Here is a 23,212-nt window from a genome sequence, read left to right as displayed (position 1 = left end):
ACATCGAATGCTATGACATCGAACGGGGGCCGGCCTGAACATCAGGTCGGTCTCTGTTCGAGAGTTGACATGAAAATAAAGGAGCAAACAATATGGCGAACTCCACTCATGATACACAAACCGAAATGCAGGACAAGGCGGTTCTGGTCAGTCTGATTACGGATGAAGTCAAACGATCTGGCATTAATACGGAATACTCGTTGGATGAGCTGGTGAAACTGGCTGAGACAGCGGGAGTTGAGGTACTGAGCGTCCTGACACAGAATAAGGAAGCCAAGGACTCAAAATGGTTTATTGGTAAAGGAAAAGTAGAGGAATTGCGTGCAGTTGCTGAAGAATTGGGAGCGAATACAGCTATTTTTGATCAGGAGCTCTCGGGGGCCCAAGTACGGAATCTGGAAGAAAGTCTGGATCTCAAAATTATTGACCGTACACAGTTGATTCTGGACATTTTTGCTCAACGTGCAAAAACCCGGGAAGGTATTATTCAGGTTGAACTGGCACAGTTGTCATATTTACTCCCCCGATTGTCTGGACATGGCAAAAACCTCTCGCGTCTTGGCGGCGGAATCGGAACACGTGGTCCTGGTGAAAGCAAGCTGGAGACAGACCGTCGCCATATTCGTGACCGAATCAGTGATCTGAAACGCCAACTGGAGGAAGTGACCCGTCACCGGTATTTGCACAGGGAGCGCAGACAAAAGAGCGGTATTGTTCAGGTTGCACTTGTTGGCTATACCAATGCGGGCAAATCGACGCTGTTGAAGCAACTGACAGCAGCCGATGTATATATTGAGAACCAACTGTTTGCGACGCTGGATCCTACCTCCAGAACAATGGAACTTCCGAGTGGAAAAGAAGTTATTCTTACGGATACGGTCGGTTTTATTCAAAATCTTCCTCATGATTTGGTGGCTTCCTTCCGGGCTACTTTGGAGGAGGCGAATGAGGCACATCTCATTTTGCATGTCGTGGATGCGTCTTCGGATATGCGAGACGAACAGATGAAAGTTGTAGAGACGATCTTACAGCAGCTAGGGGCTGCGGACAAGCCTCAGATCGTATTATTTAACAAAAAAGATGCCTGTACCCCTGAGCAACTCGAAATGCTTCCTTCCGGGGAGGGTTATTTGAAAATCAGCGCTTTTGATGAAGGGGATTTGCTGGGCATTCGTGAACTGATTCAAGAGCATCTGAGTGGTGATACGCTGAGATTTCGCATTCCTGCGGAACGTGGAGATTTAACATCGGTGCTTTATCGAATTGGAGATGTACTACTGACAGAGTATGATGGCAATGATGTCATTTATGAAGTTGAAATTCAAAGAGGCGAGTACGAAAAGTATGGTCATGCGCTCAGCGAGTTCACAGAAGGTTAACATCTAATGATGTTTTTGGGTCAATAAAATGATAATGCTCATCGTTCAAAGTGAACAATAATATAACATGAATAGCCTAAGGCTGCGTAAGAGAGAGGGTCAAGAAAGTAAATGGTAGTTTTTAGTCCAGAAATACAGCAAATTCAGGAAACGGCAGAACATAAAATACAAGAACGTATACAGCACATAGATCATATTGTAGATTCAAATCAGTGGAAGGTAATTCAGGCATTCCAGCGGAAGCAAGTGAGCGATTTCCACTTTGCGGGTTCGACGGGATATGCTTACAATGACCGGGGACGTGAGGTGCTGGAAGAAGTCTATGCGGAAGTGTTCGGTGCGGAGGCAGCGTTGGTGCGTCCGCATTTTGCTTCGGGTACTCATACAATTGCCACTGCTTTATTTGGTGTGCTACGTCCAGGGGATGAACTGTTATACATTACTGGGAGGCCTTATGATACACTGCACAAAGTGATTGGTAAGCCCGGCGACGGAACAGGATCATTGCAGGATTTTGGCGTTACTTATGGGGAAACCGCACTAACAGCGGAAGGTAAAGTGGACTGGGAAGCGGTGGAGTCTGCGATCCATGCCAATACCAAAGTGATCGGTATTCAGCGTTCACGCGGTTATGATTGGAGAGCTTCGTTTAGTGTAGCAGATATTGAAGAAATGACAGCACGTGTGAAGGAAATAAAACCTGACGTCATTGTCTTTGTTGACAATTGCTACGGTGAATTTACCGAGAAGCTGGAACCTACTCAAGTCGGTGTCGATTTGATGGCAGGTTCGTTGATTAAAAATCCCGGTGGTGGCATTGCAGAAACGGGTGGATATATCTGCGGCAAACAAAAGTATGTAGAACTGGCATCCTACCGATTAACTGCACCTGGAATTGGTGGAGAAGTAGGAGCCATGCTAGGTACTACACGAGGCATATTTCAGGGACTATTCCTTGCTCCAACACTGGTTGGGCAAGCGGTTAAAGGGAGCGTATTCGCAGCTGCGGTCTTTGAAGAGATGGGATTTGAGACCAAACCTGCCTGGCATGAAGAGCGTACGGATTTGATTCAGGCTATTTCTTTTAGTGGACCAGAGCATCTAATTGCTTTTGTACAGGGCATTCAGCGTGCGGCTGCCGTGGATAGTCATGTGGTGCCGGAGCCGTGGGATATGCCGGGTTATGAGCATCCAGTTATCATGGCTGCAGGTACGTTCATACAAGGGGGAAGTTTGGAATTATCCGCAGATGCTCCTATTCGTGAGCCTTATATTGGTTACATGCAGGGGGGGTTAACCTACTCTCATGTTAAATTTGGAGTACTTATGGCTCTGCAAACGATGAAAGAACGTAAATTATTGTGAGTTTTTCTAACATGTCATTGACACTTTGCATCAGCTAAATGTACAATAAGGTGTATAATAGATCACTGGAAGGTTGATGACAAATGGGCGACGAAATTCGCAGAAATATGGCCTTATTTCCAATAGGTATTGTCATGAAGCTAACGGACTTGTCAGCGCGTCAGATTCGTTATTATGAACAGCATAACTTGATAGTTCCTGCCCGTACATCGGGAAACCAACGTCTTTTCTCTTTTAATGACGTAGAGCGTCTGCTTGAAATTAAGGCGTTGATCGAGAAAGGTGTTAACATTGCGGGAATTAAACAAGTCATGAATCCGGTTACCAAGGAATCGGAGGAAGCTACGGTTATTACTGCAGATACGGAAGTTAAACGCCGTGAAATGTCTGATACTCAGCTTCACCGCTTGCTGAAACAACAACTTGTTGCAGGCAAAAGACCAGGACAGGTATCCCTGATCCAAGGTGAATTATCACGGTTCTTCAATAAGAGATAATGCTTTGACTTACCTCTTGGTATAAGGTTGCCTTACTTTAAAACCAGGTCTCATCATTTAAGTAATTTATAGAACAACTGATTCGTATATAGTCGTTACAGAAAGGGAGAGGTTAGAGTGAGTTATAGCAGAGAAGATATCCTTCGGATTGCGAAAGAGGAAAATGTTCGTTTTATTCGTTTGCAATTCACAGATTTGCTGGGCACTATTAAAAACGTTGAAATTCCGGTTAGTCAACTGGAAAAGGCATTGGATAATAAAATGATGTTTGACGGATCTTCCATAGAAGGTTATGTGCGTATTGAAGAATCTGATATGTATTTATATCCGGATTTGGACACTTGGGTTGTATTCCCTTGGGTAACCTCGGATCGTGTAGCTCGTTTGATCTGCGATATTTACAAGCCGGATGGAGTCCCATTTGCAGGTGACCCGCGGGGCATTTTGAAACGTGTACTTAAGGAAGCCGAAGAGCTGGGATACACTTCGATGAATGTCGGACCCGAGCCTGAATTCTTCTTGTTCAAAACGGATGAAAAAGGCGAGCCAACTACAGAACTGAATGACCAAGGCGGGTATTTTGACCTGGCTCCGATGGATCTGGGTGAAAACTGCCGTCGTGAAATTGTACTTAAGCTTGAAGAGATGGGCTTCGAAATTGAAGCATCCCATCATGAAGTTGCACCTGGTCAGCATGAGATTGACTTTAAATATGCAGACGCGATTAAAGCTGCGGACCAGATTCAAACGTTCAAGCTCGTTGTTAAGACGATTGCTCGTCAGCATGGTTTGCATGCTACCTTTATGCCAAAACCTTTGTTTGGTGTAAATGGCTCTGGTATGCACTGCAATCAATCGTTGTTTAAGGACAATGAAAACGTATTTTATGATGAAACGGACGAACTCGGATTAAGCCAGACGGCCCGCCACTATATGGCTGGTATTCTGAAACATGCACGTGCAATGGCAGCGATCACGAATCCAACAGTAAATTCCTACAAACGTCTCGTACCTGGTTATGAAGCGCCTTGTTATGTGGCTTGGTCTGCAAGCAATCGCAGTCCAATGATTCGGATTCCCGCGTCTCGTGGTCTGAGCACTCGCGTCGAAGTTCGTAACCCTGATCCGGCAGCGAATCCTTATTTGGCCTTGGCAGTGATGCTGAGAGCTGGTTTGGATGGGATCAAACGTCAGTTGGCTCTGCCAGCTCCGATTGATCGTAACATTTACGTGATGTCTGAAGAAGAGCGGATTGAAGAAGGCATTCCAAGTCTGCCTGCAGACTTGAAAGAAGCTTTGTCTGAACTTATTCGTAGCGAAGTTATCTCTGACGCACTGGGTGACCATGCATTGGCCTACTTCTATGAGCTTAAGGAAATTGAATGGGATATGTACCGAACCCAAGTTCATCAATGGGAACGTGATCAATATCTGACGCTTTACTAAAATGCAAGATGCTGTAGTGACAGGGATTTTGGAGGGTTAATTCGGGGGACGTTTTAGAAGTGAGTGTTAATTCTTCTGAGGCGTCCCCCTTTTATCCCCCAACTCTGAACCGAGAATAGACGCTGTGTATTGCTCATATTTATCCATGCTGCGCTTTTCCAACTTTTTAGAGATGTGTGCATACACATCGGATGTAATTTGTACGCTGCCGTGACCCAGTTGCTCCTGAACAAACTTAATGTCTGCACCAGCTTCAAGCATAAGTACAGCATAAGTGTGGCGGAGTGAGTGGATGCGTAAATCGTCATGCAGTTCTGCCCGCTTCAAAATACGCTGGAATGAGTTAAACAGCGTTGACTTGGGCATAGGACTTCCATCATTGCGGCAAAGGACCAGATTCAGATCATGCCGGTACATAGCTTCACCTAGATTGGCTTTGTTTTGCTGCTGCCACTCCTGGTGATACCTAAGATCGTTAACAAGTGTACTACTGATAGTAATTGTGCGAGTTGATCTGAACGTTTTGGTATCGCCAAACATTTCATCTTCACTATCCGGTTGAAAATCGAGAGTCTCGTCAATATGGATTGTCTTCTCATCAAAATTAATGTCAGACCATCTTAATGCTGCGGCTTCTCCTTTTCGCATCCCCGTCTCAATAAGCGTCTTATAAAAAATCCAGTGCACGTATCCGTACCCCCTAGCGGCGTGCAGGAACTTAGGGATGTCCCCTGAATCAATGAACTCAATAGAGTTCTTTTTCTTATTTCCTTTGATGACTGATCCCTTACAAGGGTTGCGCTCTAATTTGCCTTGTATCAATGCGTGTTCCATCGCCCCGTATACCGTTGAATTAATAATTTCAACAGATCTTCTGCTCTGGCCCTTTTTCGAGACATGAGTCTAGAAACTTTTGGTACATATCCGGTTTCAAGTCCTTTAGCATTAGTTGTTTGAAATAAGGCTTAATGTGTGTATTCAGGCTGTTCTCGTGCTGTTTAATAGTATTTTTTCTTACAACTCCTTTCTTATAGTTATCAATCCAATTACGTATATAATCTGTCAGAGCAACATCGGTTTGTTCATAACCTTGATTAAGCTTCTTTAGAAAATCAGCTGCCGCTAATTCCGCTTCAGGTTTAGCTGATTTTTCTCGTTGCTGCTGTGTGAAAGGGTCGGTGTATTTTAACCGATATCTCCATCCACTTTTCAGCTTCTTGTAATTAGCCATCTTTATACCTCTAATAAGAACGTGTGTTCCTATTTTTGCGTATATAAAACCGCCTCGCAGCGGTATAAGCGCAAGTTATCATAAGAATGTATGTAGTTCAGGTGGGATAGAGCATCTGCGTAAGAATTGCTCTATAGTCTCGCCCGGATCTGGTGAGGACGTAGCCGTGAGTAACTTGACAGCAAATTGTTTTGCTTGCCTCTCGTATTTTCCGGCATTGGAAAACGACCGTTCGTCCAGAAAGAATCGGCTGATACCTGGATGAAGTCGATCATGGACAAGTTCATGTGCGCAGATGAATTTCTGCCAAGGTTCACTCAACTTCGAATGAATTACTATAAAGCGCCTGCGCAGCTTACGGTAATACATGCCGCGTGTGCTATCCCCTAAATCACAATGCCATATCTGTATATTCATCCTATCTGCTATCTCAAAAGGGCAGTTAGTTTTGTGGCGTCGAATGAGTCTGTATGGTTTTGTCCATACGTCAGTCCTCTGTCTTTTTTCGGCCGTAGGTTTCTTTGTTTTTCTTCTTAGCGTCCCAGAACATGGCCTCCATGACTCGTTTTATTTTCTCTTTGTCATCATCCGAGATTGGCACTCCATCAAACATTACAGGTCTATCTTCCTCCAGCATTGTTTTAAAATCTCTTTTGTCTTTGGAAGATGCCCATGCTGGAATAATGCTTTCGTCTCTACCAAGTAAAAAATAAAGATGTAAAGATTAATTCGCTTCGTTCAAAGTATTCCAACTTAATAAGCCAAAAAGATAAGTTTTTTAAAGACTACGCTGTTTTTCGCGCTGATCCAATAGGATTCAACAAAAGGCGCAAGGCGTAGGATGCAAAGGTTGAAAAAAGAGGTGGCGCCCGAAAAGGAGCAGGGCGCAAATCTCTTGGACTCAAGAAATCCGTTACAATAACCCTGACGCAAGAGCGGTGGGATGCAATAGATGATTTGATAAAGAACGGTAAATTCAAAAGCTACCCTGATTATTTCAGGCATTTGGATAGTAAGGATTAAGCCTAAGGAAGGATGATAGATATGTCAAACTCACAAGATAAACAAGGAGGACTTATAGCGGAAATCCAGTCTATATTGATGGCTCATGGTTATAGCACTGAATGGACTTCCGTTGAAACTAGTGTTAACCATAATGACCTGATTTTGGGGCTTAGATTTATAAATTTACTTGAGGATTAAACCAATACAGGGTGTAGGACCTACACCCACTAAGGGAGGATATATAGATGCCACAGGTGATCAGCGTGCTAGAATCGTTTATTCATGATCTGGAAGAAGGGGAAACGGAAATGAGTGAATTTGGAAACGTATTTGGAACGAATGAGCTTAAAGAGCTTTTGGAACTGGTAAAGCGCGGTGAGGAACAACAATGACAGATAAACTACCACAGAAGTATCCGAAAATGACTTATGAGCAACTTGAGAACTCTCATAATGAGTGGAAGAAAACAGCTATGGACAATTACGATTGGGCTAAATTGTGTATGTTTAAAGCCAAACTGAGGATATTTTTTCTCCATTTCGGTAAAGATAAATCTGGAAACATGATTTTATGAAAAAGGAGTCTTCAGGTTTGGAATACGAATGGATATGGCAGACAATTTTAATCTTTATTGTAGGCGTTCTTCTCTTACGTATAACTGGACGCAGGTCCATTTCACAAATGTCAATACCAGTAACTGTAATGATGATTGCAATTGGAACATTACTCATTCAGCCTGTAACTGGGAAAGGTCTCTGGGTAACGTTTGGAGCAGCTGCATTATTAACTTTGCTATTAATCGTGACAGAGTATACGCAAATTAAATTTGATGCTTTTGAAACACTAGTTACTGGTAAAGCGGTAGCAGTAATTCAAGACGGACAGTTAATACTGGAAAATATGAAGAAAGTTAAATTATCAGTTGATAAACTGGAGCAAAGACTTAGACAAGCTGGTATAGCCAATATCACAGATGTAGAGTGGGCGACACTAGAAGTTAGTGGACAGCTTGGGTATCAACTGAATGCAGAAAAACAGCCAGCGACTAAAGCAGATATTCAGAAACTTATCAATCTTATCGAAACAAAGTGGGAGCACGGTGATGGTGTTATAGAGAAAGGTCAGAAGGAAAACACTAATAATCTGTTTACCGAAGTAATTAAAGGAGGGCATGATTCTCGCCCACCTGAGGAATTACAGTAAAACTTTACAGCCTCCTCCAAACAAGAAGAAAATCATAACGGTTTACGTCTGTGCCGCGTCCGCACGGTGCCTGTCCAGTCTTACAGTAGAGAACATAGAGAATAATGTCCCGGGTGTCCCTGCTGAATGAAGCAATAAATTATATTGGTTAAAATTTTTCTATTGTTTTTAATCCTATTGGAGTGATTTTGTGATGATACGTAATGAAATACTACAAACAAAAGGTGAAATTGAAGACAATAACAAAATTATTCAGGTAAACTTTTTCGACGATATCCAAAAGGACGATATCAGAAAACCAAGTGGTTACTGAACAAATACACCGATTTAATAGATGTAATCAAAAACTATGAATACTCACTTCAACAATTGGAAAGCGGTATGGCTGCATATGATTTGCTTTCGGCAGAGGGATCGGTTGCTAAACGAGTTACGGGACAAGAATTGACAGCAGATGTGACAGCAAATGCCGTGCTACTCAAAGACCAGCGACATGTGAACTATAAATTCTATCAATTCCTTACGAATAACATTAAGTTTGCAATAAATAATATGCGTGATAAGCACGAGGGATTGATAGCAAAGCTGTTATTTATGGATGGTATGAAATATCTCAAAGCTCAACAATATTTGGAAAAAGGTTATCGCAAGGACATTCCTCCTATCTCAGCAACTACATTTGCAGATAAACGGCGTAGGGTTATTGTCAACATAGCAAACAGCCTAAAAACAAACCGTACATTGGATTTTGTCACCATCGACTATGGTCGGGGGCGAAACAAAGAGGGTGAAATTGGACTGAGGATGCCAGAAGTAAATTAGACCGTAAGGGCTTAAGCCTTTGCGGTCTTTATTGTAGGTGTCTAGAGTTCTAGACTGGAAAATAAAGTGATTTTCTTGACAATGCTTCATTAAGCTAACGGGTACGTTAGTTCAAAGTAAGGGAGCAGTTTACCGCGGGGCCGGCAGCTGCTCCTTTTTTATTGAAGTAACGGGCAGCAGGTTAATACAGCCGTAAGGTTAACAATTACGTTGTAAAAATTCGTGTTCGTAAATCGTATTAATCCTTTCCAAAACGTTCCGCGCTTGATCTTTAAATTTTAATTCCGCAACCTGACCTTTCAGTAAAAAGACGCCGGTCTCATTACGGTGTTCCCCGAGAGCACCCTCATACAGCTTGTTGGCGCCGTGAGTAGGCGGAGAGAAAAACAGCTTCATCAACGTTTTAACCAATATGGGAAGTCCGGAATTTTTCCCTTTTCTTAGCGTATTGTTGCTACCCGGGTCAACACTGCGGATCTTGATGTCGTCCTTGGAAAGCTGCAGCGCGATGGCCTGAGTCCACAGTGAAAGCGCTAGCTTTGAGGTAGCGTAAGGACCAAGTAGCTTGCGGAAGATTTTGGGGCGCTCGAGGATTTCGATATTAAACTTTTTCGTGAAATTTAGCGCTGAAGAAGAGGTATTGATTACCGTTTTAAAGTGACCGCTTTTTATAAGTCCCTTCAATTCCATCAGAATGATATATGGAACGATCGTCAACAGTTCATAATGCATTTCGCGTCCTTGTTTCGAATAGCTCAGCTCGGGAAAGGACCCGCCGGCGTTGTTGAACAAAATATCGATCCGCTGCTCCTTGCTTTTGATTTCTTCCAAAGTCCGTCTCAAGCTGGCATAATCGGCAAGATCGGCCGTTTTATAAATTCGAAGCCATCCACTCTTGACTGCTTTTTGGATTCTCATATCGTCCGGCGGAAAGTCGGAACGGTTTAAAGCAACCACCTGCCAGTCCTCCGACAACAATTTCCGGGCTAATTCCAACCCGATTCCAGCGCTTGCGCCTGTAATTAATGCGATATTCTCATGTTGTCTCTTGTTCATTGCACGTCTCCTCCTGATATCGGGTATTTCCACTGATATTGCACATTCTATAACTTAGAGTCGGCTCCAAGTCAAGCTGGGAAAACAGATGTTTTGTCCTAAGGATAAGGACTTGACTTAGAGCCAGCACCAAGATGTATAATGCACATAAAAAAATCTCTGGGAGGGGACAGGATGAAGGAAGAGCACATTTTTACGATAAAGCAAACCGCTAAGCAAACCGGAATTTCTGAAGATACGATCCGTTATTACGAAAAGATCGCTTTACTGCCTCGGGCAGACCGGAAGGATAACGGGCACCGCATCTACCGGAAGGAGGATATCAATACGATCCGGCTGATATCTTGCCTGAAAAAAACGGGTATGCCACTGGAAGAAATGCGGCCTTTTTTGGCGGTCTCCGCTGATGCAGATCCCGCGGAATATCCCGAACTGGTGGAACACTTAAGGAGCCACCGGGAGAATATGGTCAGCCAAATCGCCTCTCTGCAGCAAGTCGTCGATTTTATCGACATGAAATTGGAGGAGGGGAGATACCGAGGGGACTGCTCGGAAGAATTTCAGGACGGCATGTCAGAGAAAATGATGGGAGAACCGAAAGCGAAGCCCGTCTCACCTGTTGAGATGAGTTATTTTTCCGCATCGGCTAATGGGGGTAAGTCACCGATTTCCGTAAGATAAGCACGCAATACCTAAGGGAGTACCAACGAGGCTTGACACCACTGGAAAACGTTAGTGAAAATGTCTGTTTGAAAGTGTTCTAGTTTTCGATGCGAGGCGCCTACTTCCTACCGCAAACCGTTAAGCTATCGGGTACGTTAGTTCAATGGAACAGCGACAGTCTAGGACTTTTTTTCGTCCTTGGTTGTCGCTGTTTCAATTTCTAGGCTCAGTCTACTACTTTATTTTCTGCTGATAGTAGGAACTAGCAAATCCGTAGTAGGTACGGAGTAGAAAGGATTTACACTTTATTCAGGAACAAATTAAATCCATTCTAGGAGGCAATAAACATGGCACATAGTTACGCTTACTTGGACAAGGAAAAAATTCTCCATCTCCATCCATTGGAAGATGAAGCAGTTAAGCATGGCAAGTATGTGGGTACAAATCTGGATTACGACGAAAGCGGTTATCCGGTTATCGGGGGCGAAGGTGTAATCTACTATGTAGACAAAGACACAGCTTATGTAAACGGCAATGAACATGATGGTAAACAAATTGCTGTACCAAGTGGGCTTAGAGCACTAGCTGGTCAACTTCGGTAATCGTTAAGATTTAAATGTGGTGGCGGAATAGACGCAAGGCCGTGATACATGCCTCGCCCACATCGAAACTAACTACAACTAACTTGAAACAGCCGTAAAGAGGGTCATAATACCCCATCGGTAAGGGCGCCAGACTGTTCCGCACGTAATGCGGACAATGTAACCTGTAAGCCCTGGTAATCTGACACGGCCGTTCAGGTTATCAGGTGAGGAATTATGATTCGTTAGGGAACTGGACTGTGTAGAGCATGGCTGCAGACAGCGCAGCGCCTGACGGAGGGTTAGAGCGCAACTAATATAAGCAAGCATGAGGGCATCGGTATACGGTGTCCTTTTTGCTATGTACAGGAGGAAACAAACGATGGGACAGAATTACGCATATCTTGATCAATACGGCATTCTGCATCTACACGATGAGGAGCATGTCAAACAGCACGGCAAACATGTTGCTACTGAGCTGCAAGCAGATGAGAGTGGTTATCCAGTTGTAGAGGGCAACGGAGTAGTCTACTACAGCAACGAGGATGCAGCATACATCAAGGGCAACCGTAAAGATGGACAACGCATCAGTACACTGGCTGTAATTAAACAGTTGGCTGATCAACTCAAGTAACTCTAAAGGTCGGGTGCATAACGCACCTTACCTTATTTGACACATACAGGATGATAGAGGTTCGATTCCGCTGTGTGTCATTTACTTACGTTAAGGGTTACCAGAAAAAACATGTTAAAATATTCCTGTACAGATAGGGAGGAAAACCTATATTATGACTATGAGACTAGGTCTAACTAACTATATAAGGGACGGTATATTTGATGAAAGACAAAGTAAAAGGGCTTGTATTAGGTTTAACGATCGGGACAATGATTACAGGTGTATCAGCATATGCTGCTAGCACAGCGAAAATTGAGGTCATATACGATAATTTAAAATATATGGTAGATGGAAATCAAAAAGTACCTTCATCAGGTCAGGGCTTCATTTATCAAGGAACAACATATGTACCCCTTCGTTTTGCTGGGGAAGCGGCTGGTAAAGAAGTAACATGGGATGGCAAAAACAAGACCATATGGTTTGGTAAAAAAGATTCTGCATTCAAATACTTAAGTGATATTCCTTACGCCCGGATGGATGGAAGATCTGTGAATGACTTGGATTTAAATCAAAACTATGATAGAGAAAAGATAACTATTGCTGGCAAGCAATATCAGAAAGGGATTAGCACTTATATTAGTCCCTATGCGTTAACACAAAAATTGAGTTTGGATTATAACTTGAACGGTAAGTTCAAAAAGTTCACAGGTGAATTGGGTGTTGATGATAAGACTAAGAATGCCCCAGAGAATGTGACAATCACTTTTATAGGCGATGATAAAGAACTATCTCGTTTTTCTGTTAAAGGTGGAGATAATCCTTTACCAGTTACGGTAGATTTAACGGGTGTACTGAAATTTAGAATTGTTTTTGAAATTGATCCGAAATCTAGTGATTTCGTCTATGGGGCAATTGGAGATGCAAAGATTTTCGACTAAGAAAAAGAATCGCTGAGAGAGCTTTTTAATTTGTTAGTGATTTACGAAGATTAGACTGCAATACCTATGAGCATCCTTCGGGGTGCAAATGATTGCTGGAAACGATCTGGAAAAAGATGCTATTTTCCGATGTTTTTTAAATGGGAGGAAATTCTTTTGAAAAAAGAAATTAAAGGATTTGTGTTGGGTCTTGCTTGTGCCACGCTCTTAACCGGAGGGGTTGCCTATGCAGCTTCTAATACGGTAAAACTAGAGGTCAACTACGGAATTAAATTAATACAGAATGGCATCGACAAAACTCCTACTGGGAGTGCAAAACCATTTATTGCAAATGGAAATACGTATGTTCCTCTGTCTGTTGTTAGTGATCTTGTAGGAATTAAAACTGCGTGGGATTCTAATAATAAAAGTGTAATAATAGGAGAAAAAAGCGAGGGTAAACCTTTAGGGACTCCTGATTTTTTAGACTCCCAGCTTTCTTATTCGAATAAGCCTTCTCTTAGTAGTAACGAAAGCATGGTGATAAACGGAAAATCGTACGGATCTTTGGGTTTTAAAATAGATAGCACTTATTATTACGGAAGAGGAATTGATTATATTAAGCTAAATTATGCGTTAAATAATCAATATTCTGACTTAAAATTATCTGTCGGCATTGATGATAAGGATCTAAGTAAATCTGGATTGCTGAGGAATATTTCTTTTAAAAATGAAAACGGAGAAGTTTTAAAGCAAGTTTCCTTGGGTGGAGGAAGTGTCCAAGAAAATATAACTGTTAATTTAACAGGAGTTCAAAAACTTGTTATTGAGATAACAGGAACCGGTTCTGGTGTCATAGATTTTATTAACCCTACTATTAAATAGAATGAACAGTATCTTAAGCCACCCGATGCAGGGTGGTTTTTTGTTACTCAAAGTTCATCAAATAATTGGTGACAAACAAACAGAAAGAGGGGGGATATGAAGCTAAGTTAGTTATCACGTTGAGCAATTTTTGATGGACTTGCAAATTGTTTCGGTTACTTACGATGAATGGAGTCCTGCGGCTTACGAGGGGATTCAAATTACGCATAATGGCACAGAGCAAATTATTAATTAAGGGAACTTTATGAATGATTGGATAGAAGTCCAGCAAGATACAAAGACTTTTGCAGATCAAGTGCAGTCGATAATTTTACTAATGATATGTTTAGAGATACGGATCACTAATAGGCGGCTTTTTTATTGAATTAATAACCAACTAATGAATTATTACTCTCCTGACGAAATAAAGAACAGGAGGGGAAAAGTGATGACTTGGACAGGAATATGGGACAATGCAGGCCCGTTCATTATTGGAGCGATTACAGCGGTAGTGATTTATATTCTAGGTGAAATTTTGTGTACATTCATACCGAGGGGTCTAACAAGAGAAATATATAGGATTTTTTTAATAGTTGTGGTAGTGATCGGTACAGTAGCTGCGACCTATATTAGCAGTCGAATATGGTGGGGTATCAGTTAAGTCGAAGTCGCCAATAGGCGGCTTCTTTTGTATGTCAGGAAACTTTTCCTTAGCTTCAGATACATTATCAAAAGGGGGGAATAATAAACATGGGACGAAAGAGAGATCCGAAACGGGATGAAGCATTCGATTTATACAAAGCCAGTTCCGGCAACATACGTCTCACAGAAATAGCCTCTCAACTTAGTGTATCTGAAGGTACGGTAAGAGGATGGAAGGCTAAAGATAAGTGGGGGAGTTTGATTGCTGGAGAAGCGAAACATACGGAACGTTCCGATGAAGATGAAACTGACCAAAAAAATGAACCTGCAAAGAAAGAGGAAGATACAACATCATATCCTGACGATCTTTTTCTAAAAGCTGTCCAAATTGTAGCCGAGGCCAAACAAGCCTCGGTTTCTTTATTGCAGCGAAGAATGAGGATAGGTTATAGCAGAGCGGTCCGACTGATTGATGAAATGGAGCGGCGTAAATTTGTCGGTTCATTTCAAGGTGATAAGCCAAGAGAGGTATATGCTACCCTGCTAACAGTTGATGCGCTCTCTAAAGAGCTAAAAGTCGCTGCTCCAGAAATACGGAACGTTCCGAAAAAAATACCGGAACGCTCTAATGATATGGAGCGTTCCAAAACAAAAAAGAACGTTCCAGTAATCGAGGAGAAGCCGGAGCCGGAAATTCCAGACGAAGAGGGGTTAACGCCGAAACAGCGGATCTTCATAATGGAATACCTCAGAGATTTCAACGCGACAAGGGCGGCAATGGCTGCTGGATATAGTAAGAAAACAGCATATTCAATTGGATGGGAATTATTGAGGAAACCTGAGATTAAGGCTGCGATACAGAATTACAACGAATCCCTGATGGATGGGGTTGGTTTAAATGCTCAGCGCGTTCTAATGGAGTACATGAAAATTGCTTTTGCAGACATAACGGACTATGTGACATTCGGTCAAAAGGAAGAGGATGTTCTTGGTTTAGAAGGAGATCCCGTGTTTGATCCTGACACTGGAGAAACGAAAAAGTACAGATACAATTATGTCTCTTTTAAAAATAGTGATGAAATTGATGGAACTCTGGTTTCACAAGTCAAGCAGGGTAAGGATGGAGTGAGCGTAAAGCTACACGACAAAACCAAGGCATTGGACGTGCTAACTAAATACATGGATCTGCTTCCAGACAAACATAAACGGATGGTTGAAGACGAGAAACTTAAGATGCAACGTGAGAAACTTGAGCTTGAAAGGGCAAAGGTCACTGGAGAAGGCAATACAGAAGACGATTTAATTGACGACTGGGTAGAGGCGGTGGTAGGTGATGAGGCAGAAGGACTCACCGGAGACGAAACGGAGACTTCAAGCATTCAAGAAACGGATTCCTGAGTATCGCAAGAATCCCATATTGTTCTGCCAAGAGATGCTTAAGTTCTATCCTGATGATTGGCAGGCAAGTACACTAATGGATTTAGCTAATAATCCGCGCGTTTCAGTACGTTCAGGTCAGGGCGTAGGAAAAACAGGATTAGAAGCGGCAACTGCATTATGGTTCTTGTCGTGTTTTCCATATCCAAAGGTGATTTGTACAGCTCCTACAAGGCAGCAACTACATGACGTGTTATGGGCTGAGATTAATAAATGGCAATCTAAAAGTCCGGTGCTGAAACGAATCCTTAAGTGGACAAAGACTAAAATATACATGAAGAACTATGAGGAACGCTGGTTCGCTACAGCTCGGACAGCAACCAAGCCAGAGAACATGCAGGGCTTCCATGAGGATTACATGCTATTTATTGTGGATGAGGCATCGGGTGTTGCTGATCCAATCATGGAAGCTATTTTAGGTACGTTGTCGGGTGAATTCAATAAAATATTAATGTGTGGCAACCCGACAAAAACGTCGGGTGTTTTTTATGATTCACACAATAAGGACAGAGCGGATTATAAAACACGCAAGGTTTCATGTTTGGACAGTCCGAGAACTAGCAAGGATAATATCGCTATGCTCAAGCGGAAGTATGGCGAAGGCAGTGATGTATGGAGAGTCCGGGTTGAAGGTGAATTCCCCCGTGGAGAATCGGATACATTTATTTCGTTGGAAGTGGCTGAATTTGCAGCTAAAGAAGTGAAGCTGGAACCCAGCGGAGATATGCTAACCATAGGTGTTGACGTTGCACGATTTGGTGATGATGAAACCTCAATGTTTGCTGGTATAGGGCCAAGAGTTGTAGGAGAACACCATCATTTCAAGAAAGACACAATGGTAACTGCTGGTTGGGTGATCAGCCTGGCTAAAGAACTAAATGAAGCTCACCCATATTTAAACCGAATCAGAATAAGAGTTGATGATAGTGGTGTAGGTGGAGGAGTAACGGATCGACTAAATGAAATCGTAGCTGAAGAAGGACTACCATATGAAATCATACCAATTAACAACGGTTCCTCTTCATTAGATGAACACTATGGAAACCTAGTTACTGAAATGTGGGCATCCATTAAGGAACAATTAGAACAAAATATGAGCAACTTTATGAATGGAGATCCAAGCGTTCTGCAATTGCCTGATGATGATGTACTAATAACCCAACTTACAGCACGTAAATGGAACATGACCAGCAAGGGTAAAATGCTGCTTGAAAGTAAGAAGGATATGAAAAAGCGTGGGCTCAAGTCACCAGACCGAGTTGACGCTTTTGTTTTGACATTTGGGGAATATTTAATGGAACCAGATACACATATTATGCTTCCTTCAATAAGCAGTGTGGTAGTAAAAAGGTAAATTGGTTTTGGGAGGTGCGATTATCGGGCTTATTCATATAGAGACCATCAATCTACAAATGCGATCAGCAAGCAAACAGAGAACATCGTTGTTTACAATATTGACAAGGAAGTAAAGCTTCAGGCGAAAGATCAGTTGCTTGATATGGCGATGGGGAATCTGTCCAGTATGCAACGTGAGGTCATTCAACGGAGTTACTTGAATGATGAAGGCAAGTTTGACTACATCAGTTGCGGAGAGATGGGGATTTGTGAGAGTTCATTTAGACAAATTAAGACTGATGCAATTGGAATACTAGCGGCGGCACTAAGATTGGTTGTATTGCAAGTGAGTAGCAGTTTTCTTAGATCGGTGTATTAGCCGGTCTATTTTTTTTGAATACTTTTCCCGATAAGTAATATGTACATATTTTTTTGAAAAGGAAGGTGATTAAGTTGAGATTCAAGTGGGGGGCTTTCTTTAAGAGGAATGGCTTCATGGGTTTCAATTCTGCAAGTAAATTCATAAGAAAAACTTACGGAAAGAAATATGGATTTAGTGGAGGGTTAGGTTCTATCAACTTAGAGAGTGCTAAAGAGATGAAGAAAGAACTGGTTAAGTTGGATTTAATGGATTTGCAAAACTTGAAGGGAGACATCAACGCTCAATATGATTTTCATAAAACATTCAGTTTTGTGTTTTCACTTATGACATCTTTTCTTTCCGTAGTTCTTGTTTTTCTAACGTTCATGATAACTTTGGCACTCAGAGTAATAGATATTAACGGGAAAAATCCCAGCTCAGAAAAGTATTTTGAAGTAGTAGGTAGTTTATTTACAGATACAATTTTTACTCCTATATATATTATAATTTCTCTAATTGTTGCATTACTAATTCTTTATATGGGTAGATTTATGTGGATATCAAGGATCAATTATATTGTAGAAGGTGCTTATGAATTAAAAGGGAAATTGGAGGAAAACAAAGATAATAACCTTAAAGGTCCTGAGTCAAAGACTAAGCCCAAGCCCAATAATAATGCCGTTAATAATCCTCGAAATAATTATAGAAGAAAAAAATAGTGATTGTTATTTGAATGGAAATTGACCGTTTTATGACCACTCATTGGACTTTTGATGTGGTAAATTTATATCATGGAACGTCGAATAAGGAACACACCACAGCTTTCAAGCCTCGGTGAATCAGGTCGGCAAATGTGCCGACCTTTTTTCATTACACCAGGTATTGGTAATGACATTAGTCATGACATACAAATCGCAGAACCATAGCATGTTTTCCACAGTGACCCTACAAAAAGAGAAAGCGGCTTCCATCGCCGCTTTTAAATTATTCAATCATTTTTTTTAATAAAGGGGAGGAGATAGTCTATAAAATCAATGTATTTTTCATCGGAAGGCTGTTTATTGCCTTCAATCGGATTTCCCTTTGAACTTTGGTTAAGCTTTACATTAGCTGTTCCTAATTTTAATTCTAAGTTAACATCAACGAACCCCAAATCTAAACTCGTACCAATTTTTAAAAATTCTATCTTTCTTTGTTCAAGTAGAGTTGATAAGTTACTCCAGTAGAGTTTATCAGTTGATATGCACTTAAAGGCTTTATCTGATATAGCCACTTCAGCAAAACTATTCGTATCTTCAGTTCTTTGATTTCTAAACTTTATTCCTACAACATCACCTAACTGTGATAAATCTAACGAAGAAGCAATAATTGCTAGAACTGTATTGGCAACATAGTTTGAAGTAGTTACGTTATTTTCATGTTGAGTAGGAAAGTTCGAATCAATTAGCGCAGAAAAATTGTCAATATGATCTTGGAAATCCATTAACTTGGAATAAGCTACATCCCTTTTAGGCTGCAATACATGTTCTTCAAGTAAAAATAATGAATCTCTAAAATAAGAAATTTTTTTATATCCAATAGAAGGTGTGAGGTTACTGATAAACCTTAATGTTCTTTCAACGCGGCCCTCCATTGTTCTAACGTCGACAGATTTATTTTGAATATTATCCACGTCCCTTAGTCTGATATGAAGTAAGTTTCTTCTAAAGTCGAACTCAATCAATGTTGCGTAGACAGCAAATTCTGTGTCTTTATTTTTCTCTTTTAATTCAACTAGTTCCTTATCAAATAGCAAAAGCCTAATGGAATCCGTTCCATTAATTCTAAATCCACTTATAACAAATTTCTCAAATGTAGGATTTGAAGCTAATCCATTGAGTATTTTGTTTTCTTGAGGTGTTCCCCAACTTTCTAAAACTTTGTAGAGTGAATTAATATCCCTAAAGTTAATATTTGTATTTTCTAAATTGTATAAAAAAGAATTAAATAATTTGTCTTCAATTGAGAGAAAGAGGAGTTCATCTAAATCATTTTCAGAAATTTTTTCCTCCTTTAATCCTGAAGTTAAAGTCATGCAAACATTTTTGACTGTGTCTAAATTATCGTTTTCTTGTCTATTCTTAAAGTAAACTTGATGAAAATCTGGATACTTGCTCATCAACTGTAAATGGTTTTGAATGGATGATTTATTAATGTACGGCTTAAAGTACATTAAATTATCAAATATATCATCGTAATTCATCGATTATCCCGCCTTATTAAAAAAATGATGGAGGTTTTCTAAAATGAAATTTGAAATTTTTACTACAAATCGTTTTCTTGGTGTGTACGATATAAGCGACATCTTTAATAACGAAGTGAGTATCGTTGCTGTAGGGACACTGATAGTTATAAATGATAAAAAATATTGCATAAAAGACATCTTAGTTAGAGAGGATGGTAATGCGAGACTAACAGTATAGTTTTGTCGTTAAATATAAATCATCTCCGTTCTTAGGTGAATTTGAGTGACATTAACAATTTTCTACAAAAAATGATAAAATCCTCCCTTTGAAAAAAAAAAATGAGTAATTGGATCTATATGTGTATAAGTCTTTGTGATTAGTTGCATATAAGGAATTTAAACATACTGTTTGAGAAGATTAATAGTGATAAATAGAGCAAAAGTCAGGTTTTGGTTTAAAAGTTCCTTCTCGGGTTGCTACATGATTTTTGCTCTTTGACGGGTATTCTAATAATTTGAAAAATCGTTTTGTCATTCCTCTCCTTGGAATTAGTCAAAAGCTAGGGAGGAATCTTTTCGGATGTTTTTGAAGGTGCATATGTAGATATGTGGGGTGCTGTAGGAGGAAACAAACTATTAATATTTATTTTAGTCTCATTCTTATGGTGTGTAGTATGCATTCCCATTAAAAAAATACTTGGAAAAAGATTTACTGGAATCCTAGCAAGTGTAGGTGTTCTGGTTATTTTATATTATTGGGCTAAGCTGTTTCTCAATTAGGGGCAACCCTCGGGGGCTCTTTTTTTAATTTTGTAGATTGAATGTATGTCTTAAGCTTTACTTCTGTTTATGAACGAAATGCTGTAAGGAGTTCAGGGAAGGCATGTACGCGTTTCGTGATCATGTTGACTGGTATATGAATATGCGTCTTCCTTTTGATATTTATTCAAGAAAAATCCTCTTATGGATTAAAAGGTAGTGACATCATCGATTAATCTTGTAATAATAGGCAAGTGATTCTATATACCTAAAATATTAGGTACATAGTCTTGATTTAACACTACATAAATGAGAGGACAAAAAAGATGAAGAAGTGGGTTAATGTTTTCACGGCTGGAATTTTAGCGACCTCTGTATGGGCTAGCCCCATATTCGCAGCCGATAGTTTACACCAAGTAACAAAGGAAGAAAGTTCTACTGTATCTCAACCTTATGGGGATATGGTGAACCATTGGGCAACGGATAACGTTACAAAATGGAGCCACCGAGGTGTGGTTTCGGGTGTAGAAAACGCTCGTTTTGAGCCAAACCGTCCGATTACGAGAAGTGAATGGGCTGCTTTACTAAATCGTGCATTTCAAATACAGCCAGGACAAGCAGCATCTTTTACCGATGTAAATAAAGATGATTGGTTTGCTCCAACCGTTACTGATGCAGTTTATGCTGGATATATGAAAGGATTCAAAGATGGCAGCTTTCGCCCTACACAAGTATTAAGTAGAGAAGAGGCGGCAGTGACTGTAAACCAATTACTTCAAATACCTTCTTCCGATACAATTAAAACCTTTAAAGATAGCACATCTCTGCACAATTGGTCCCAAAAGGCCGTTAATTCTGTAGTGGCAGCGGGTATTATTGAAGGTTACCAGAACGGTACATTTCAGCCTCAAAAATCATTGACTCGTGCTGAGGCGGTTACGATTCTAGATCGAGCTGTGAATCATTTTGGTGCTTGGTATGGAGAATCTGGAACATATGGGCCTTCGACTGGACTCGCCAAGCAGGCAGGCAATGTTGTCATCAATACAACGGGTGTAACGCTTCAAAATACGGAAATCGCGGGTGATTTAATTATCGGGAAAGCCGTTGGGAACGGCGACGTATTCTTGAAAAATGTTAAAGTCCACGGTCAAACTTATGTTTATGGGGGCGGAGAGCATAGCGTTCATCTGAACAATTCTGTGCTGGTTAGCATCATTGTAAACAAAGTGGATGGAACTGTTCGTTTGGTGGCAGAAGGAGCAACGTCCATCAGCGAAGTGAAAATTAAGACGGGCGCAGCCCTCGATGTCTCACAAGGAGCAAGCGTTGATCGAGTTACTCTAACAAATAAGCTCCCCGCAAAATCTAATGTGAGTCTTACAGGTTATTTTCACACTGTGAATGTAGAAGCATTCGCTATTAATGTAAATATCCCAAATGGACAGATTGATACATTAAACGTAGCTGATAACGCTACGGGTACAACCATAGATACATCAAAAGAGTCTTCTATTCTCTCATTAGTTCTTAATGCTGCTGCCAAAGTAATAGGATTAGGTTCTGTTGATAAAGCCGTAGTTAATGCTGAAAATGTTTCCTTTCAAACAAAACCAAAATCTCTGACAAATGGCGACAAGGTAAGTAGTGATGTTAAAGTCACAATAGGTGATTCGGCAAAAACTTTGGGATTACAGGGCACAACAACATCAGGTGGCGGTGGGGGTTCTTCCAGTAACTCTAATGAATCCGATAATTCCAAAAAAGATGATCATAAAAAAAGTGACGACAAGAAAGATGATATACCTCAAGCACCGGAGCATAATGGGGACGCTAACATTTCTGTCCCTAAAAAAATAGTGACGATCGGAGAGTCCGTTTATTTTACTAGCTCTTATGATGGCACTGCTTACTTTTCAAGTGATTTAATAGATTTCGGTAATCTTCAATCTCTTGAGTTAGGTGTCGAAAGTGGTGAGGTGCTTAAAATGGAGGTTCCGGCCAATAAAACTGTCAGTTTCTCGACATATGATATTAACCATTGGAATTATCCTAATAACTTTGAATTTGATCTTACGGTTTATGACAAAAATGGTATTTATCGTAGCAAGGAAATAACGGTTTTAGATGAGAGTGAGCCTCTTGTTGGGTCACCAATATATTCTCATTATTCTGAAAGAAAGGATAGACTTGATCAATTCTCTATTGATTATAATCGCTTATTACAGCTTGCGGACGGGAAGTCGACTGAGGATATCGTTCAGTGGTCTGTTGGTGACAGTCCTTTCACGCCTTTCGCAAAGGAAAATGGGTCTGTAAGAGTCGAGGACAACAAAGTCTATATATTGCCTAAACACTTGGAGGATCGGTTGGTTTATAAATTCCGTTTAGTCACAGACTCCGTGGTTACATCAGATGGTGAATTCAATAAAGAGTTTCAGACATGGGGGAATAGAAGAACGGTTAGAATTACAATGATTCAACCTATCGGGGATATATTAAAGGTGAAAAAAGGAGACGCTCTTACATTCTCTCTTTCAGATGTTTCAGATGTGTATCTGCTAAATACATTTGTTTTGGGAAGCCAAAGTAACTACGACGATTTGGTTGCAGAAAACTGGGGTAAAAAGATAATTGTTACGGATGATGAAGTGAATAAACCAGTTACTATCTCTACAGGCGATTTGCCGTCAGGAAAGTATCAACTTCTGGTTTGGGATGGACAAGATTTGGATCTGGAAATTATAGAATAAAACTGAATTCCTTAGGTAAGTGAATTAAACATTACGATATTATAAGTGGTCAGGAA

General features: G+C 40.7%; 22 protein-coding genes and 2 pseudogenes. 19 read left to right on the top strand and 5 right to left on the bottom strand.

What is annotated here, in order from left to right; genetic code table 11:
* Positions 1-92 precede the first annotated feature (92 nt).
* From hflX to glnA, 4 genes are all read left to right on the top strand, one after another.
* Entirely contained in the window at positions 93-1,379 is a 1,287-nt protein-coding gene (gene hflX, locus MKY75_RS13705; RefSeq protein WP_029517891.1) for a GTPase HflX, read from the top strand.
* A 111-nt stretch (positions 1,380-1,490) separates the two neighbouring features.
* Positions 1,491-2,744 (top strand): methionine gamma-lyase family protein, encoded by a 1,254-nt coding sequence (locus MKY75_RS13700; protein ID WP_165146785.1) that lies wholly within the window; start codon positions 1,491-1,493, stop codon positions 2,742-2,744.
* An 83-nt stretch (positions 2,745-2,827) separates the two neighbouring features.
* Positions 2,828-3,241, top strand: a complete 414-nt coding sequence (locus MKY75_RS13695) for a MerR family transcriptional regulator (protein ID WP_007430683.1) — start codon at positions 2,828-2,830, stop codon at positions 3,239-3,241.
* Between the two features lie 117 nt (positions 3,242-3,358).
* A complete protein-coding gene (glnA, locus tag MKY75_RS13690) occupies positions 3,359-4,687 on the top strand; it encodes a type I glutamate--ammonia ligase (protein WP_013310575.1) in 1,329 nt (442 codons plus the stop codon).
* A gap of 66 nt (positions 4,688-4,753) precedes the next feature.
* Here glnA and MKY75_RS13685 read toward each other — a convergent pair.
* The 3 genes and pseudogenes from MKY75_RS13685 to MKY75_RS13675 all read right to left on the bottom strand — a co-directional run bounded on the left by MKY75_RS13685 (position 4,754) and on the right by MKY75_RS13675 (position 6,555).
* Positions 4,754-5,918 (bottom strand): annotated as a pseudogene (locus tag MKY75_RS13685) (tyrosine-type recombinase/integrase).
* Between the two features lie 78 nt (positions 5,919-5,996).
* Positions 5,997-6,287: an ImmA/IrrE family metallo-endopeptidase gene (locus MKY75_RS13680; protein ID WP_445671530.1), complete on the bottom strand. Its 291-nt coding sequence runs from the start codon at positions 6,285-6,287 to the stop codon at positions 5,997-5,999.
* A 118-nt stretch (positions 6,288-6,405) separates the two neighbouring features.
* Complete coding sequence (locus tag MKY75_RS13675) at positions 6,406-6,555, bottom strand: hypothetical protein (protein ID WP_202984580.1); 150 nt, start codon at positions 6,553-6,555, stop codon at positions 6,406-6,408.
* Between the two features lie 613 nt (positions 6,556-7,168).
* Here MKY75_RS13675 and MKY75_RS13670 point away from each other — a divergent pair.
* From MKY75_RS13670 to MKY75_RS13660, 3 genes and pseudogenes are all read left to right on the top strand, one after another.
* Entirely contained in the window at positions 7,169-7,315 is a 147-nt protein-coding gene (locus tag MKY75_RS13670) for a hypothetical protein (RefSeq protein WP_165146764.1), read from the top strand.
* Between the two features lie 199 nt (positions 7,316-7,514).
* On the top strand, positions 7,515-8,126 hold the full coding sequence (locus MKY75_RS13665) for a DUF421 domain-containing protein (protein ID WP_165146761.1): 612 nt from the start codon (positions 7,515-7,517) through the stop codon (positions 8,124-8,126).
* 193 nt (positions 8,127-8,319) lie between these two features.
* Positions 8,320-8,948 (top strand): annotated as a pseudogene (locus MKY75_RS13660) (hypothetical protein).
* Positions 8,949-9,146: 198 nt separating this feature from the next.
* Here MKY75_RS13660 and MKY75_RS13655 read toward each other — a convergent pair.
* Positions 9,147-10,004 carry an SDR family NAD(P)-dependent oxidoreductase gene (locus tag MKY75_RS13655; RefSeq protein WP_165146758.1) on the bottom strand — a complete coding sequence of 286 codons (858 nt, stop codon included), beginning with the start codon at positions 10,002-10,004 and terminating at the stop codon, positions 9,147-9,149.
* 174 nt (positions 10,005-10,178) lie between these two features.
* Here MKY75_RS13655 and MKY75_RS13650 point away from each other — a divergent pair, with 174 nt between their 5' ends.
* The 10 genes from MKY75_RS13650 to MKY75_RS13605 all read left to right on the top strand — a co-directional run bounded on the left by MKY75_RS13650 (position 10,179) and on the right by MKY75_RS13605 (position 18,139).
* A complete protein-coding gene (locus tag MKY75_RS13650) occupies positions 10,179-10,685 on the top strand; it encodes a MerR family transcriptional regulator (RefSeq protein WP_165146755.1) in 507 nt (168 codons plus the stop codon).
* A gap of 329 nt (positions 10,686-11,014) precedes the next feature.
* Positions 11,015-11,269, top strand: a complete 255-nt coding sequence (locus tag MKY75_RS13645) for a hypothetical protein (RefSeq protein WP_165146752.1) — start codon at positions 11,015-11,017, stop codon at positions 11,267-11,269.
* Between the two features lie 361 nt (positions 11,270-11,630).
* Positions 11,631-11,882 (top strand): hypothetical protein, encoded by a 252-nt coding sequence (locus MKY75_RS13640; RefSeq protein WP_165146749.1) that lies wholly within the window; start codon positions 11,631-11,633, stop codon positions 11,880-11,882.
* A gap of 203 nt (positions 11,883-12,085) precedes the next feature.
* The gene (locus MKY75_RS13635; protein WP_165146746.1) at positions 12,086-12,802 is read left to right on the top strand and encodes an NPCBM/NEW2 domain-containing protein; all 717 of its coding nucleotides are present in this window, start codon (positions 12,086-12,088) and stop codon (positions 12,800-12,802) included.
* Between the two features lie 156 nt (positions 12,803-12,958).
* Positions 12,959-13,666, top strand: coding sequence for a stalk domain-containing protein (locus MKY75_RS13630; RefSeq protein ID WP_165146743.1), 708 nt, complete (start codon positions 12,959-12,961; stop codon positions 13,664-13,666).
* A 427-nt stretch (positions 13,667-14,093) separates the two neighbouring features.
* The gene (locus MKY75_RS13625) at positions 14,094-14,306 is read left to right on the top strand and encodes a hypothetical protein (protein WP_165146740.1); all 213 of its coding nucleotides are present in this window, start codon (positions 14,094-14,096) and stop codon (positions 14,304-14,306) included.
* Positions 14,307-14,395: 89 nt separating this feature from the next.
* Positions 14,396-15,685, top strand: coding sequence for a terminase small subunit (locus MKY75_RS13620; RefSeq protein WP_340885656.1), 1,290 nt, complete (start codon positions 14,396-14,398; stop codon positions 15,683-15,685).
* Positions 15,621-17,078 carry a DEAD/DEAH box helicase family protein gene (locus MKY75_RS13615; protein ID WP_165147165.1) on the top strand — a complete coding sequence of 486 codons (1,458 nt, stop codon included), beginning with the start codon at positions 15,621-15,623 and terminating at the stop codon, positions 17,076-17,078. Before MKY75_RS13620 ends, MKY75_RS13615 begins: the two co-directional genes overlap by 65 nt.
* Positions 17,079-17,438, top strand: a complete 360-nt coding sequence (locus MKY75_RS13610) for an ArpU family phage packaging/lysis transcriptional regulator (protein WP_165147162.1) — start codon at positions 17,079-17,081, stop codon at positions 17,436-17,438.
* Between the two features lie 74 nt (positions 17,439-17,512).
* A complete protein-coding gene (locus MKY75_RS13605) occupies positions 17,513-18,139 on the top strand; it encodes a hypothetical protein (protein WP_165146734.1) in 627 nt (208 codons plus the stop codon).
* A gap of 269 nt (positions 18,140-18,408) precedes the next feature.
* Here MKY75_RS13605 and MKY75_RS13600 read toward each other — a convergent pair whose 3' ends face one another.
* Positions 18,409-19,662 (bottom strand): hypothetical protein, encoded by a 1,254-nt coding sequence (locus MKY75_RS13600; RefSeq protein ID WP_340885653.1) that lies wholly within the window; start codon positions 19,660-19,662, stop codon positions 18,409-18,411.
* 43 nt (positions 19,663-19,705) lie between these two features.
* On the opposite strand from MKY75_RS13600, the gene MKY75_RS13595 reads away from it, so the two are divergent.
* Positions 19,706-19,882, top strand: coding sequence for a hypothetical protein (locus MKY75_RS13595; RefSeq protein ID WP_165146728.1), 177 nt, complete (start codon positions 19,706-19,708; stop codon positions 19,880-19,882).
* A gap of 847 nt (positions 19,883-20,729) precedes the next feature.
* Positions 20,730-23,156 carry an S-layer homology domain-containing protein gene (locus tag MKY75_RS13590; protein ID WP_340885652.1) on the top strand — a complete coding sequence of 809 codons (2,427 nt, stop codon included), beginning with the start codon at positions 20,730-20,732 and terminating at the stop codon, positions 23,154-23,156.
* The last annotated feature ends 56 nt before the right edge of the window (positions 23,157-23,212 follow it).

This window comes from Paenibacillus sp. FSL L8-0663 (genome assembly GCF_038008125.1).
GTDB classification, from domain to species: domain Bacteria; phylum Bacillota; class Bacilli; order Paenibacillales; family Paenibacillaceae; genus Paenibacillus; species Paenibacillus polymyxa_D.
Note: the sequence above shows the minus strand (reverse complement) of the source record. Positions and strands in the feature narration are given on the sequence as shown.

Coding starts and splice junctions, on each gene's coding strand:
- hflX (WP_029517891.1), top strand. CDS start 93: ATGGCGAACTCCACTCATGATACACAAACCGAAATGCAGGACAAGGCG.
- MKY75_RS13700 (WP_165146785.1), top strand. CDS start 1,491: ATGGTAGTTTTTAGTCCAGAAATACAGCAAATTCAGGAAACGGCAGAA.
- MKY75_RS13695 (WP_007430683.1), top strand. CDS start 2,828: ATGGGCGACGAAATTCGCAGAAATATGGCCTTATTTCCAATAGGTATT.
- MKY75_RS13680 (WP_445671530.1), bottom strand. CDS start 6,287: ATGTATTACCGTAAGCTGCGCAGGCGCTTTATAGTAATTCATTCGAAG.
- MKY75_RS13675 (WP_202984580.1), bottom strand. CDS start 6,555: ATGCTGGAGGAAGATAGACCTGTAATGTTTGATGGAGTGCCAATCTCG.
- MKY75_RS13670 (WP_165146764.1), top strand. CDS start 7,169: ATGCCACAGGTGATCAGCGTGCTAGAATCGTTTATTCATGATCTGGAA.
- MKY75_RS13655 (WP_165146758.1), bottom strand. CDS start 10,004: ATGAACAAGAGACAACATGAGAATATCGCATTAATTACAGGCGCAAGC.
- MKY75_RS13650 (WP_165146755.1), top strand. CDS start 10,179: ATGAAGGAAGAGCACATTTTTACGATAAAGCAAACCGCTAAGCAAACC.
- MKY75_RS13645 (WP_165146752.1), top strand. CDS start 11,015: ATGGCACATAGTTACGCTTACTTGGACAAGGAAAAAATTCTCCATCTC.
- MKY75_RS13640 (WP_165146749.1), top strand. CDS start 11,631: ATGGGACAGAATTACGCATATCTTGATCAATACGGCATTCTGCATCTA.
- MKY75_RS13635 (WP_165146746.1), top strand. CDS start 12,086: ATGAAAGACAAAGTAAAAGGGCTTGTATTAGGTTTAACGATCGGGACA.
- MKY75_RS13625 (WP_165146740.1), top strand. CDS start 14,094: ATGACTTGGACAGGAATATGGGACAATGCAGGCCCGTTCATTATTGGA.
- MKY75_RS13620 (WP_340885656.1), top strand. CDS start 14,396: ATGGGACGAAAGAGAGATCCGAAACGGGATGAAGCATTCGATTTATAC.
- MKY75_RS13615 (WP_165147165.1), top strand. CDS start 15,621: ATGAGGCAGAAGGACTCACCGGAGACGAAACGGAGACTTCAAGCATTC.
- MKY75_RS13600 (WP_340885653.1), bottom strand. CDS start 19,662: ATGAATTACGATGATATATTTGATAATTTAATGTACTTTAAGCCGTAC.
- MKY75_RS13595 (WP_165146728.1), top strand. CDS start 19,706: ATGAAATTTGAAATTTTTACTACAAATCGTTTTCTTGGTGTGTACGAT.
- MKY75_RS13590 (WP_340885652.1), top strand. CDS start 20,730: ATGAAGAAGTGGGTTAATGTTTTCACGGCTGGAATTTTAGCGACCTCT.